Genomic DNA, 12,856 nt, shown 5'->3' with positions numbered 1-12,856 from the left:
GGGGGCCGAAGCCCCCGTTCATGTCCGTGTGCTTCGGGACTTACTGCAGAAGCTCGGTCCAGATCTGCGTGCGGATATCCTGGATCTCCTGCGGGCAGGTCGGGTTGAAGCGACCGGCCGAAACCAGCTCCTCGGGGATCGAGATTTCGGGGGCGGAGGCCATCTCGGGATCCATGAATTCCTCGGACCCGGCGATGCCGTTACCGTAGCGCGCGAAATCCGACAGCATCGCCGCATGTTCGGGCTGCAGGATGTAGTTGATGAAGATCATCGCGTTCTCGGTGTTCTGGGCATCGGCCAGCACGGCGGCGTTGTCCATCCAGACCGGGTAGCCGGTCGCCGGATAGCCATAGGCCACGTCCGGGTTCTGCAGCCGCGCGCGCATCGTCGCGCCGTTCCAGTAGATCCCGGCCAGGATGTCGCCGGCGACGTAATTGTCGATCGTGCCGTAATCGAGCGACAGCCAGTTCGGCTTGGCCTCCATCAGCATGTCACGGGTGGCGCGCAGGACGTCCATGTCGTCGGTGCACACATCGTCGCCGCCCGCCGCATAGATCGCGATCGCCATCACGTCGGACATCTCGGGGATGACGTTGATGCGGCCAACCAGCGATTCGGGCGGATTGAAGATGATGTCGGCGGTGTTGATGTCGCCGTCATAGACCGAGGTATTCACGGCGATGCCGGTGGTGCCCCATTGCCACGGCACGGTGTATTCGCGGCCCGGGTCGAAATCGACATCGACCCATTGCGGCGCGATGTTGCCGCGGTCGGTGACGATCTCGGGATCGAGCGGCTGCAGCAGCCCCTCTTCGATCCAGATCGGGACATAGCTGTGGGTGGGCACCACGATATCGAAGCCATGACCGCCCTGACGGATGCGGGCAAGCGCCGTTTCATTCGAGTCGAAATCGGTGATCGTGACCTCGATCCCCGTATCGGCGGTGAATTGCTCGATCAGTTCGGGGCTGGTGTAATTGCCCCAGTTATAGATGTTGAGCACCCCGTCGGCATGGGCGAGGCCCGCCGAGGCCAGCAAGGCCAGCGTCGAAACCAGTGTCTTTTTCATGTGTTGGCTCCCAGTTGGTTGGTTTTATTGGATCACCCGCGTTTGCGGGTGATCAGGAAGAACGCCGTCACGAACAGAAGCGACAGCGCTAGGAATAGGGTTGCGATGGCGTTCATCTCGGGCGTGATGACGCGGCGCAACTGGCCGAGCATGTAGGTGGGCAGCGTGTCCTGCCCGGCCGATTTGACGAATTCGGTGATCACCACGGTATCGAGGGAAATCACGAATCCCAACATGAATCCCGCCGCGATGCCCGGCACCAGAAGCGGCAAGGTGATGTAACGGAAGGCCTGCCACGGATTGGCGTAGAGATCGGCGGCCGCGGTTTCCAGCGTCGGGTCCAGCGTTTCCAGCCGCGCCCGGATCGGCAGATAGGCGAAGGGAATGCAGAAAGCGGTATGCGCCAGCACCAGATAAGCCATGCCCGAATAGCCCGAATTCACCTTGACCCAGGCCACGACGATCAGAAGCGCGATGCCGGTGACGATCTCGGGCACCATCAGCGGCTGGTTGATCAGCGCGTAGATCATGGTCTGGCCGGGAAAGCGGCTGACGCGGGTGGTGGCCAGCGCCGCCGGCACCGCCAGCGCGGTCGCGATGCCCGCCGCCACGGTGGCCAGCCACAGGGACCGGATCGACACGTCCTGCACCTGCTGGTTGCCGAAGGCCGCGACGTACCATTGCAGCGAAAACCCGTCCCATTCCGATTGCGACGGGCCGGCATTGAAGCTGAACACCACCAGAACGAGGATCGGAAGGTAGAGCAGGATGAAGGTCAGAACGGCGATGGCGCCAAAGCCCGGCAGGCGGCGCACGTCATAGGATCTAGCCACGGCGCTTGCCCTCCTCTCCGTTGACGGCGCGCAGGTAAAAGACCAGCGCGGCCATGACGATGATCAGAAGCAGCATCGCCAGCGCCGCCCCCAGCGGCCAGTTGCGTCCCTGTCCGAATTGCAGCGCGATCAGGTTGCCCAGCATCATCGTGCGCCCGCCGCCCAGCACGCGCGGCGTGACATAGGCGCCGATCGACGGGATGAAGACAAGGATCGAGCCCGCGACAAAGCCCGGTTTCACCAGCGGCAGGATGACATGCCACAGCACGCGGACGCGGCTGGCGTAAAGGTCGTATCCCGCCTCGACCAGCCGGAAATCCAGCTTGTCCATCGCCGCATAGAGCGGCAGCACCATCAGCGGCAGGAAGACATAGGCCATGCCCAAGAGGATGGCGAAGTTCGAGAACAGCAATTGCAGCGGCTCGTCGATGATCCCGGTCGCCATCAGGATCGTGTTGATCAGCCCGTTGCCGCGCAGAAGTTCCTGAATGGCGAAGGTACGGATCAGCAGGTTGGTCCAGAACGGGATGGTGATCAGGAACAGCCACAGCGCGCGCCGCTCGGGCGGGCGGGTGGCGATGAACCAGGCGGTGGGAAAGCCCAGCACGGCGCAGATCAGCGTGGTCTGCAGAGACAGCGAGATCGTGCGCCAGAAGACATTGAGATTGGCCCAGTTCCAGCTGACATTCTCGGGGTCGAAAATGTCGCGCGAGAAGAAGACGCGGAACCAGCCCTCGGTCGAGAAATCCCATTCCACCCCGCCGACATTGCCGGGGCTGAGGAACGAATAGACCGCGACGATCATCAGCGGCCCCGATGCCGCGACCAGAAGCACCAGAAGCGCGGGCGCGCTGAGCAGCCATTTCCAGCCGTGGCTTTCCTTTTGCGGGTCGGGATCGGGTCCTGTTGCGCTGTCGGGGGGCGTTGCCATGGCGTCAGTCCTTCAGGATCCGCAAGGTGCCCGCGCCCAGCGCGATGCCCAGCGTGCTGCCGGGATCGGGCGCGGCCAGATCGGCGGTGTTCTGACGCCGCAGCACGAAGCCCTGCCCGTCGGCCAGTTTCAGATGGATATGCGTGTCGGTGCCGAAGAAAGTGCTGGTTTCGACGACCCCGTCCATATCGCCCGCGCCCGGCTCGGCCAGCGTGGCCTGTTCGGGGCGGATCACGGCGGTAACCTCTTCGCCGGTGACGGGGCGCATTCCCTCGGGCAGCCGCGCCGGGGCCTGCGCGCCGCCGGGCAGCGTGACAGTGGCGCCCTGAGCATCGAGCGCCGCGACGGGGACGGTCAGGAAGTTGGTGTCGCCGATGAAATCCGCGACGAAACGGTCGGACGGCGCGTGGTAGATGTCATGCGGCGTGCCGCATTGCAGGATGCGCCCGGCGCTCATCACCGCGATGCGGTCGGACATCGTCAGCGCCTCTTCCTGATCATGCGTGACGAAGACAAAGGTGATCCCCGTTTCGCCCTGCAGGCGCTTGAGTTCGCTCTGCATTTCCTTGCGCAGCTTCAGGTCCAGCGCGCTGAGCGGCTCGTCCAGCAACAGCACGCGCGGGCGCGGCGCCAGCGCGCGGGCCAAAGCCACGCGCTGTTGCTGACCGCCCGAGATTTCCGACGGCTTGCGCTCGGCCATGGGCTCCATCCGCACCAGCCGCAGCATCTCGGCCACGGTGGCGTCGATCTCGGCCCTGGGTTTGCCCAGCATCTTCAGCCCGAAGCCGATATTCTGCGCCACGCTCATATGCGGAAACAGCGCGTAGTTCTGGAACACGGTGTTGACGGGCCGGGCATTGGGGCCCTTCGCCGCGACCTCGTCGCCGTTGATCTTCAGGCTGCCCATGCTGGGCGCCTCGAACCCCGCGATGACGCGCAAGAGCGTGGTCTTGCCGCAGCCCGAAGGGCCCAGAAGCGTAAAGAATTCGCCCGTGCCGATGCTCAGGTTGATATCCGACAGCGCCCGGAACGCGGCCGCCCCCTGACCAAAGACCTTGCCCAGCCCGGTGATCTCGATTTCGGCGCTCATGCGGCCTCCCAGACGACGCGACCGCCGCAAATGGTGGTGGCAACGCTCATCGCGCCGATGCTTTCGGGCGCGGTCGCTTCGATATCGCCCGACAGGATCACCAGATCGCTCAGATAGCCGGGTTTCAGCATCCCCTTGCGATCCTCGGCATGCTCGGTCCACGCGCCGCCGATCGTATAGGCTTTGAGCGCTTCCATCAGCGTGACCGACTGATCCGTCGCGCCTTCGTCATAGACCGGGCGCGTGATCGCCGCCTGAATCGAGCGCAGCGGGTTGATGTCGGCGACAGGCCAGTCCGAGGCAAAGGTCAGATGCGCCCCCGCATCGGCAAGGTCGCGCGCCAGATAGGCGTCTTTCCAGCGGTGGCGCGGGATCTTGTCCATCGTCGGGAAGACCGGGAAATCCAGACTGCCGGGCGGGTGCGAGGGCTGGATCGAGGCGACGACGCCGAGCTCGGCCAGCCGGGGCACGTCATCGCGGTGGATCAGTTCGATATGCTCGATCCGGTGGCGCGAATCGCGCGGGCCATTGGCCTTGCGCGCGGCCTCGTACCCGTCGAGCACGCGCCGCACCGCGCCGTCGCCGATGGCGTGAACGGCGATCTGCAGCCCGCGGCGGTCGGCTTCGATGGCGATCTCGGAAAACCGCTCGGCGCTGTGCAGGGGGTCGCCCTTCCAGCCGGGGGTATCGGGATAATCTTCCAGACAGACCGCCGTTTCGCTGTCGATCACCCCGTCCATGAACAGCTTGACGAAGCCCGAGGCCAGCCAGTCGTCGTTGAACTCGGCCGAGAGCGTCGTGGCGCCGGCCAGATCCGCGACCTCGCGGTGCGGGCGATAATGAAAGGGAACGCGCACGCGCGCGGTCAGACGCCCCTGACGGCGCAGCTCGGACAGCACGAGCAGCGTGTAGCGGTTGCCGTCCATGTTCACGAGCGACGTGAAGCCGTGGCGCGCGCAGTATTGCAGCCCGCGCTCCATGGGCTCCAGATCGGCGATCAGCTCGTCATGCGTGGGCAGCGGCACGGGTTCCTCGCCGGTGGCGATGCCGGCATTGATGCGGTCCTGCCCTGTCAGCTGAAGAACCGGCTCGAAGGCCTTGAATTCGCGCAGCTCTCCGGTCGCGGTGCCGTCCTCGGCCATGACGATCTCGTTGCCGGTCGGCAAGTCGCGCCCGTTCAGGATCCCCGCCATTTCCAGCGCCCTGGTATTGGCCCAGGCGGTGTGATGGTCGGGCGCCGTGAACAGGACCGGCCGGTCGGCGATGATCGCGTCGATGTCGTGGCGGGTGAGCGAGCGGTCGTAGATGCCGTAATCGCAGCCCTGCCCCAGCAACATCGGCGCATCGGGATGCGCGGCGGCGTAGTCGGTCAGCGCCTTGGCCAGCGCCTCGGGGCCGTGCACGCCCAGCAATTGCAGATGGGCCAGCTCGTTGCCGCCCATGAACAGATGCAGGTGGCTTTCGATGAAGCCGGGCAGGATGGTGGCGCCCTGCGCGTCGATGATCCGGCAGCCGCGCCCGGCCAGTTCGCGGATCGTGTCGTTGTCACCCAGCGCGAGGATGCGTTCTGCCTGAAGCGCGACGGCTTCGGCGCGAGGCCGGGTGTCGTCCATGGTCAGGACGCGCCCGTTAATCACGATCAATGTTGCCAGACCCATGCTTCCCCGTCTTGCGAAACCCGTCGATGCGACTCAGTTGAGCAATTATTTGATCAAATAGCAACGATCGCGTCCGCCCCCGACAATGCTGGTCTTGCGATTGCGCCGTCCCGTTGCGCAACCCGACAGGAAAAGGCGGCGAAATCGGGCAGCGGGGGACAGGGGCGGCCACTGGTCTTTCGTGTCCCGGCAAGCGAGAACAACGCCACGGGAACCCGCGAACAGGAGCAGATCATGCAGCGCGTTGTGCTAGAAGACGGCGAAACCCGAGTTTCGCTTCTGTCCCTGGGGGCGCGCACGCAGGACTGGACGCTGGCCACGCCCGCCGGGCCGCGTCCGGTGATCCTGGGCCATGCCGATCCCGACGCCTATCGCCGCGACCCCTATTTCCTGGGGGCCATCGTCGGGCGGGTGGCGAACCGCATCGGCGGCGCCGCCTATGACGGGCACAGGCTTGTCGCCAATGACGGGCCGCATCAGCTGCATGGCGGGCCCGGCGGGCTTTGGGCGGTGAACTGGCGGCTCGAGGCCGAGGGCCCCCGGCGCGCGCGGTTTTCCTATCGTTCGCCCGAGGGCGAGATGGGCTTCCCCGGAACGGTCGATTTCACCGTCACTGTCACGCTGGACGGAATGCGGCTGACCTATGACATGCGCGCCCTGCCCGATCGTGAAACGCCTGTCTCGCTGGCCCAGCACAATTACTACCGTCTGGGCACCGCGCCCCGGGGCCGGATCTGCGCGGACCGGCGACTGGCGCGCGACGGCGCGGGGATCATGGGCGGCGATGTGCTGCCCGCCGGGCCTCTGGACTTGCGCGAAGGCGGAAGCCTGCCGGTGGCGGCCGACGATTTCCTGGTGTTCGAAAAGGCACGCGACCCCGATGCGCCGGTGGCAGAGCTTCGCGGCGACGGTCTGCGGATGCGGATGTGGTCCGACCAGCCGGGCGCGCAGCTTTACAGCGGGCACAATCTGGGCGCCCCCTTCACCCCGCGCGACGGGTTGTGCCTGGAGCCATCGGGCTATCCGAACGCGGTGAACGTCCCCGGCTTTCCCTCTGTCCTGGCCAGCCCCGAGCGCCCCTACCGGCAGGTGCTGAGCGTGGCCATCGAGGCGGACTGAGCACGGCGCGACCTCCGTTAACCATTTTTGAAATTTATTCTTTTCGAACGGAACCCGATCCTGCTGTGTGCGTTCACCCGGGACATCCGACCTCGCGGGTGCCTGTTTCTGACATGATGGCGAAATAATTTGCTCGATCCCGTGACTGCTTCGACGGATGCCGCAGCGCCCAGCCTGCGCGCCGCCCTTCGTTCCGATACCCGGCCCGCCCACGAGGCCCTGGATATGCGGATCTCGCCTCTGAACCTCCTGATTGCCGAACGCCGCGACGCCTTCTGCCGCATTCACCGGCTGGGTTTCTCCACGCTCAGGGCCGCCTGCGGTGGACAGGCGGCCGAGGCGACCGGTGCGCTGCGCCGCATCCTGACCGTTCTGGACGAGGGTCTGTGCGATACGGCGCCCGACGCCCCCCTGCCTGCGCCGCGCCTGCATCCCGATGCGGTTGCCTATCTGGTGCTGGGCTCGCAGATGGGCACCGAGATGATGCGCCGGGGCCTGCCCGAGGATCAGCAGACCGGCTATTTCGGGCAAGAGCCCGATATGGAGGCCTGGCGGGCCTTCTGCAAACGGATGGGCGGAATCGACAGCACCACGCCCGAAGCCGCGCGCATCCTGTCCGATGCGAACCGCGCTTTCGCCATCTTTGCCGCAGCCGCGGACCGGATCCTGATGCTCGATGCGCAGGAGACCCTGCTGGCGCAGGCAAGCTGACATGGCGGACAACTTCATTTCGACCGACACCCCCGTCGACCTGACCAATTGCGACCGCGAACCGATCCACATCCTGGGTCACGTCCAGAGCTTCGGCGCCCTGATCGCGATCTCGGCCGACTGGATCGTGCAGCATGCCTCTGAAAACGTGGACAAGCTGCTTGGCTTGCGCGCCGACGACCTGATCGGGCTGCCCCTGAGCGACGGCCTGCCGCGCGACACGATGCAGAGGCTCAGCGCCATGATCGGCACGGCCACGAATGAAAACTCGGTGGTGCGGGCTTTCGGCGTCGATCTTCTGGGCGACGGGCGGCGTTTCGACATCGCCAGCCACATGACGCAGAACAGCTTCATCTTCGAATTCGAACCGGGCGAGCGCGCGGCGGGCCATGACGAGATGTCGCTGGTCTCGGCGATGCTGCGCAAGGTATCGAACCAGTCCGATACGCAAAGCGTGGCGCAGGCCGCGGCCGAGCAATTGCGCGGGCTGACCGGGTTCGACCGGGTGATGGTCTACCGGTTCGGCGCCGAGGGCGACGGCACGGTGATCGCCGAAGCCCGCGACGAAGCCGATTCCGAATCCTATCTGGGCCTGCATTTCCCGGCCTCGGACATTCCGCGCCAGGCGCGCGAGCTGTACAAGCGCAACCTGATCCGCCTGATCATGGATGTCGACGACACCGTCTCGCCCATCGTGCCGCAGCTCAGCCCCGAAGGCATGCCGCTGGACCTGTCGATGTCGATCAGCCGCGCGGTCTCGCCCATCCACCTGGAATACCTGCGCAACATGAATGTGCGCGGGTCGATGTCGGTGTCGATCCTGCAAAAGGGCGAATTGTGGGGCCTCTTCGCCTGCCACCACCGCCAGCCGATCCATATCGATTACCAGCGCCGCACCGCCGTCGAGCTTCTGGCGCAGTTCTTCGCCTACGAGATCGAACGGCAGGAAGCGCGCGCGGTGTCGGACGCATCGGGCCGCGCGCAGCGCCTGCACGACCGGCTGATGGTGCGGCTCAGCTCGGGCGAGCGGCTGGAACAGGTCTTTCCCACCATTGCCGAGGAAATCGCCAAGGTGGTCGATTACGATGGCATCGCGGTTTATTCCGATGGCACATACCTGACGCGCGGGGCCGTGCCCACGCAGTCGCAATTCGAGGGGATTGCGCGGTTCCTCAATACCGCCGCGGCCAGCCGGGTCTATGCGACCGACAACCTGACGGCGCGGCTGCCCGCGATGGCCGGGCATGCCGATGTCGCGGCGGGGATCCTGGCGATCCCGATCTCGCGTACGCCGCGCGATTACATCGTGCTGTTCCGATCGGAAGTGGTCCGGCAGGTGAAATGGGCCGGAAACCCCGAGAAACCCGTCGAGCTGGGCCCGAACGGGGCGCGCCTGACCCCGCGCAAGAGCTTCGAGACCTGGAAGCAGGATGTCGGCAACCGGTCCGAGCAATGGTCGGTCACGGCCCTGCGCGCGGCCGAGGCGATCCGCATCACCCTGCTCGAAGTCGTGCTCAAGCTGTCGGACGAGGTGAATGCCGAGCGCAAGCGCGCGCAGGACCAGCAGGAATTGCTGATTGCCGAGCTCAACCACCGGGTACGCAACGTGCTGGGTCTCATCCGGTCGCTGGTCAGCCAGTCGCGCCGCACCGCCACCTCGATGGAGGATTTCACCGCCGCCATCGACGGCCGCATCCATGCGCTGGCGCAGGCCCATGATCAGCTGACGCGGACCGAATGGACGCCGGTCGCCTTCCGCGATCTGCTTTACAAGGAGCTCGACGCCTATATCGCCAGCGAACGCGACCGCGTTTCGGTCCTGGGCCCGCGCATCCTGCTCTCGCCCGAAGCCTTCAGCAGCATCGCGCTGGTCTTCCACGAACTGGTGACGAACTCGGTCAAATACGGCGCGCTGTCGGTGCCGGCGGGGCGCGTGACGATCGAGATAACGCCGATGCCCGACGGCAATACGCGCCTGCACTGGTCCGAAACCGGCGGTCCGGCCGTGCGCGCGCCCGAGCGGCGCGGCTTCGGCACGACGATCATCGAGCGCTCCATTCCCTTCGAGCTGAAAGGCACCGCCGAGACGCGGTTCGCGGTGACCGGGTTCGAGGCGACCTTCACGATCCCCGAGCGTTTCATCACCCTCATGCCCGACACGCCCGAACCCGCCGCCGCCGCACCGGCGCAGGCTCTGGCGCCGCTCTCGCTGTCGGGCGTCGCGATGGTGGTCGAGGACAACATGATCATCGCCATGGATGCCGCCGACATTCTGGAGACGCTGGGCGTGCAGACCGTGCATATCGCGGGCTCGGTCGCCGAGGCGCTGCGCGTGGCCGAGTCGAATACGCTGTCGCTGGCGGTGCTGGACGTCAATCTGGGGGCGGAAACCAGCTTGCCGGTCGCGCAGGTTCTGGCCGCGCAGAACGTGCCTTTCCTCCTGGCCAGCGGCTACGGGTCCAATGACGGGTCGCTGGCGCGGTATCCGCAATCGACGGTGATCGCCAAGCCCTTCACCCTCGAATCGCTGTCCAAGGGTCTGGCGACATTGCCGCCCGGCCCGCGGCGGGACTGATACCCGGCGGGCGGGCGGCGCCTAATCGTCGTCGTCCTCGCCCGGATCGGCGGGATGGGTCTCGGCCAGGCGGTCCACCAGCCGGAACAGCACGTCGAAGAACACCGCGCGCTCTTCCGCGCTGATCCCGGTGAACCAGTCGGCATGGCGCGCCGCCGCCGCCGCGCGCACCCGCTGCGCCAGATCCGCGCCCGCCTCGGTCAGGTTCAGGATATTGGCCCGCCGGTCGAGCGGACTGCGCGCGCGGGTCAGAAGGCCGCGCGCCTCCAGCCGCTGAACGACCCGCGTGACCGCCGATTTCTTAAGTACCAACGAGGCCGCAAGGTCGTTCTGGGTCACGCCCGGATTGGATTGCAGCACGCCCAGCACGCCGATATCGCCGCTCTCCAGCCCGAATTCCTGCCGCAACTCGCCGCCCTGACCGCGCAGAAGATAGCGCAGCGAGCGATTGAGAAAGGGCAGGTCCTCGGCCAGCCAGCCCGCGCGGATCACCGAGCCGGACTTGAAGCGAAACGCCCGGTCGCCCGGCGCCGGGGCCTGCGCGCGGCCCTGTGTCGGGACAGGATCGATAGACGCTGAGAGGCTGTCCTTGTTCATCGCCACAATCTGCCCCCGCCCCCCGCGTGGCGCAAGACTTCTGTTTGACGGGGGGCGAATTTGGTTCATAAAATTAACTTCATAGCTGCGGAGACCCGATTGCCCGTTCCCACCCCTTCGTTTCTCGTGATGTTCGGCCATGATGCGCCGCTGGATCATCCCGCGCTGGCAGGGCTGCCGGTGCGAGACGTGACGCGCGTGGCGCATGAGCCGCTTGTGCCCAGCGCCCTTGCGCCGCTGCTCGAGCCGTTCCTGGACCCGTTCGTGCGCCGCTTCCTGTTCGGGCTCGAAGCGGGGGCGTTCGACGACGCCACGGCGATCGTGATCTGGCGCGCCGGTCCCGGCGCGCTGCATGCCTATCGCTATGCAGCCGAGTTCCGGCGGCTCGGCCTGTTGCCCGCCGGCCCGCCCCTGTTCCTGTGGTCGCGGGCCGACAGCACCGGCGCGGCGGCGCGGGCCTTCGATGCCAGACAGGTCGCGCGGCTGACACGGGCGCTGGCCGGGGTGCCGCGCGGCGCGGTGGCCGACCGGGCGGGCCCGCTGGCCGCGTTGCAACGGAAGCAGGCAGAGGGCCGGATTTCCGGGGCCGAAGCCTTTGCCCGCCGCCTCGCCGCGCGCGCCGGCGGCTTGACGGTCGATGCCGGCCCGGGAACACCGGCACGCAACGGGCCGCGTCTGGCGCTGGCGGGCGCGCCCTTGGGCGGGGACGGGCTGCACCGCTGGCTCGATGCGCAGGGGGCGCTGGTGCTGGACCTGCAGGGGCCGGATGCACCGCAGGGGGCCCTGCCCGATCTTCTGAAAACCTATCGGATCGACACGCTCGTCTGGCAGGTCGATCCGCAGGACGATCTGCATGGCTGGCGCAAGCCGCAGGTCGCGCGCGACTGCGCGGCGGCGGGGGTCGCGTTCGTCGATCTGGGCTTCGTGCCCAGCTGGCCCACCCCCTCGGACCTGCCCCCTTCCCTGCCGGAGCCCGCCGCATGACCCCCGCTTTGCCCTGCTCCGCCGAGGCTGCCGCCTATCAGCGCGACTGGGCCAAGAGCCTGCGCGCCCGGCTGGCCGGGGGCGAGGCCTATGCCTTTGCCAATGCCGACACGCCGATGGAGGTGTTCCACGCGCTCGACATGCCGGTCGTGGTCAATCAATGGTGGTCCTCGGTCATCGCCGCGAAGAAGCTGAGCGGTCTGCATCTGGACGCATCCGAGGCGATGGGCTTCCACGCCCGGCTGGCCAAGTATTCCGCCCTGCCGCTTTTCGCCGCGATGGATGGCCGGCCCGAAACGCAGCCATGGGGCGGCCTGCCCGTGCCGGGTTTGCTTTGCGCGCGGGCCTCGGCCGACGATCACCCGCTGATCTTTGCCGAATGGGCGCGACTGACCGGCGCGCCGCTGAAGATCCTCAGCGCGCCGGGCCATCCGGACCCTCAGCCCGACTGGTGGACGCCGCTGCGCCGCGACTGGGAGGACACGGTGGGCGCGGACCGGCTGGACCTGATGGCGGGCGAGATCGCTGAACTGACCGAGATGGCCGAACAGGTGGCGGGCCGCCGCACGCCCGATGGCGCGCTGGCGCAGCTCATGGAGCGGATCGACCGGCAGGAGCGGATTTTCGAAGACTGCGCGCGGATGATCGCGGACGCCCCGCGCCTGCCCGTGCGGATTTCCGAGATGATCCCCAACGTGATGATCCCGCAATGGCACCGGGGCAGCGACTGGGCGCTGGCCCATGCCGAACGCTTCCGCGACGCACTGGCCGCGCAGATCGCCTCGGGCGCGGCGGTCTGCCCGGACGAGCGGGTGCGCATGATGTGGATCGGCGCGGGCCTGTGGTTCGATACCGGCTTCTACACCGCGTTCGAGCACCAGGGCGCGGTCTTCGCCTGGTCGATGTACCTGCCCTTCGCCGCCGATGGCTATATCCGCGCGGATCACGGCGACCCGGTGCGGGCGCTGGCCGCGCGGGTGAGCGACATCAACGAGCATCTGCACCAGCCGCCCTGGGCGGGCGCGTGGCATGTCAAGGAAGCGCGGGCGAACCGCATCGACCTTGCGGTGATCATCGTGCCCTCGGCGGACCGGCCTTCGGGCTACGGGACACGCTTCATCGCGCGGGCGCTCGAGGAAGCGGGCGTGGCGACGGTCATGCTGGACGCGGACATGGTCGATGCGCGGGGCTGGGACGGCACCGAAGCCCGCGCACGGGTTCAGGCCGGAATCGACCGGGTGACGGAAGGACGGCGCGCAAAAGGTCGTTGACAGACTCCCAATTTAGTT

The 12,856-nt window shown here is 66.9% G+C and carries 11 protein-coding genes; 5 read left to right on the top strand and 6 right to left on the bottom strand.

Annotation, left to right across the window (positions count from 1 at the left end; translation table 11 throughout):
- Positions 1-40: 40 nt before the first annotated feature.
- From C4N9_RS10175 to C4N9_RS10155, 5 genes are read right to left on the bottom strand one after another with little or no spacing between them, the layout of a single operon-like run.
- Positions 41-1,069 carry an ABC transporter substrate-binding protein gene (locus C4N9_RS10175; protein WP_109533217.1) on the bottom strand — a complete coding sequence of 343 codons (1,029 nt, stop codon included), beginning with the start codon at positions 1,067-1,069 and terminating at the stop codon, positions 41-43.
- 32 nt (positions 1,070-1,101) lie between these two features.
- Positions 1,102-1,902: an ABC transporter permease gene (locus C4N9_RS10170; RefSeq protein ID WP_109533216.1), complete on the bottom strand. Its 801-nt coding sequence runs from the start codon at positions 1,900-1,902 to the stop codon at positions 1,102-1,104.
- A complete protein-coding gene (locus tag C4N9_RS10165) occupies positions 1,895-2,833 on the bottom strand; it encodes an ABC transporter permease (RefSeq protein WP_109533215.1) in 939 nt (312 codons plus the stop codon). Before C4N9_RS10165 ends, C4N9_RS10170 begins: the two co-directional genes overlap by 8 nt.
- A gap of 4 nt (positions 2,834-2,837) precedes the next feature.
- A complete protein-coding gene (locus tag C4N9_RS10160) occupies positions 2,838-3,923 on the bottom strand; it encodes an ABC transporter ATP-binding protein (RefSeq protein ID WP_109533214.1) in 1,086 nt (361 codons plus the stop codon).
- Positions 3,920-5,581, bottom strand: a complete 1,662-nt coding sequence (locus C4N9_RS10155) for an amidohydrolase (RefSeq protein ID WP_109533213.1) — start codon at positions 5,579-5,581, stop codon at positions 3,920-3,922. Before C4N9_RS10155 ends, C4N9_RS10160 begins: the two co-directional genes overlap by 4 nt.
- Before the next feature lie 234 nt (positions 5,582-5,815).
- Here C4N9_RS10155 and C4N9_RS10150 point away from each other — a divergent pair, with 234 nt between their 5' ends.
- From C4N9_RS10150 to C4N9_RS10140, 3 genes are all read left to right on the top strand, one after another.
- Positions 5,816-6,700, top strand: coding sequence for an aldose epimerase family protein (locus C4N9_RS10150; RefSeq protein ID WP_109533212.1), 885 nt, complete (start codon positions 5,816-5,818; stop codon positions 6,698-6,700).
- Positions 6,701-6,925: 225 nt separating this feature from the next.
- On the top strand, positions 6,926-7,411 hold the full coding sequence (locus C4N9_RS10145) for a hypothetical protein (RefSeq protein ID WP_146195150.1): 486 nt from the start codon (positions 6,926-6,928) through the stop codon (positions 7,409-7,411).
- 1 nt (position 7,412) lies between these two features.
- Positions 7,413-9,986 (top strand): HWE histidine kinase domain-containing protein, encoded by a 2,574-nt coding sequence (locus C4N9_RS10140; RefSeq protein ID WP_109533210.1) that lies wholly within the window; start codon positions 7,413-7,415, stop codon positions 9,984-9,986.
- Between the two features lie 21 nt (positions 9,987-10,007).
- On the opposite strand, the gene C4N9_RS21895 is transcribed toward C4N9_RS10140, so the two are convergent.
- The gene (locus tag C4N9_RS21895; protein ID WP_168192193.1) at positions 10,008-10,583 is read right to left on the bottom strand and encodes a MarR family winged helix-turn-helix transcriptional regulator; all 576 of its coding nucleotides are present in this window, start codon (positions 10,581-10,583) and stop codon (positions 10,008-10,010) included.
- A gap of 99 nt (positions 10,584-10,682) precedes the next feature.
- On the opposite strand from C4N9_RS21895, the gene C4N9_RS21890 reads away from it, so the two are divergent.
- The gene (locus C4N9_RS21890) at positions 10,683-11,567 is read left to right on the top strand and encodes a hypothetical protein (RefSeq protein ID WP_168192192.1); all 885 of its coding nucleotides are present in this window, start codon (positions 10,683-10,685) and stop codon (positions 11,565-11,567) included.
- A complete protein-coding gene (locus C4N9_RS10130) occupies positions 11,564-12,838 on the top strand; it encodes a 2-hydroxyacyl-CoA dehydratase family protein (RefSeq protein ID WP_109533208.1) in 1,275 nt (424 codons plus the stop codon). The genes C4N9_RS21890 and C4N9_RS10130 overlap by 4 nt, the downstream gene beginning before the upstream one ends.
- Positions 12,839-12,856: the final 18 nt, after the last annotated feature.

The organism is Pararhodobacter marinus (genome assembly GCF_003122215.1).
Taxonomy (GTDB): domain Bacteria; phylum Pseudomonadota; class Alphaproteobacteria; order Rhodobacterales; family Rhodobacteraceae; genus Pararhodobacter; species Pararhodobacter marinus.
This window is presented reverse-complemented; position numbering and strand designations above follow the sequence as displayed.

Excerpts from the sequence above, each read along its gene's own strand:
- C4N9_RS10175 (WP_109533217.1), bottom strand. The coding sequence starts at position 1,069 with ATGAAAAAGACACTGGTTTCGACGCTGGCCTTGCTGGCCTCGGCGGGC.
- C4N9_RS10150 (WP_109533212.1), top strand. The coding sequence starts at position 5,816 with ATGCAGCGCGTTGTGCTAGAAGACGGCGAAACCCGAGTTTCGCTTCTG.
- C4N9_RS10155 (WP_109533213.1), bottom strand. The coding sequence starts at position 5,581 with ATGGGTCTGGCAACATTGATCGTGATTAACGGGCGCGTCCTGACCATG.
- C4N9_RS10145 (WP_146195150.1), top strand. The coding sequence starts at position 6,926 with ATGCGGATCTCGCCTCTGAACCTCCTGATTGCCGAACGCCGCGACGCC.
- C4N9_RS21895 (WP_168192193.1), bottom strand. The coding sequence starts at position 10,583 with ATGAACAAGGACAGCCTCTCAGCGTCTATCGATCCTGTCCCGACACAG.
- C4N9_RS10140 (WP_109533210.1), top strand. The coding sequence starts at position 7,413 with ATGGCGGACAACTTCATTTCGACCGACACCCCCGTCGACCTGACCAAT.
- C4N9_RS10160 (WP_109533214.1), bottom strand. The coding sequence starts at position 3,923 with ATGAGCGCCGAAATCGAGATCACCGGGCTGGGCAAGGTCTTTGGTCAG.
- C4N9_RS10130 (WP_109533208.1), top strand. The coding sequence starts at position 11,564 with ATGACCCCCGCTTTGCCCTGCTCCGCCGAGGCTGCCGCCTATCAGCGC.
- C4N9_RS10165 (WP_109533215.1), bottom strand. The coding sequence starts at position 2,833 with ATGGCAACGCCCCCCGACAGCGCAACAGGACCCGATCCCGACCCGCAA.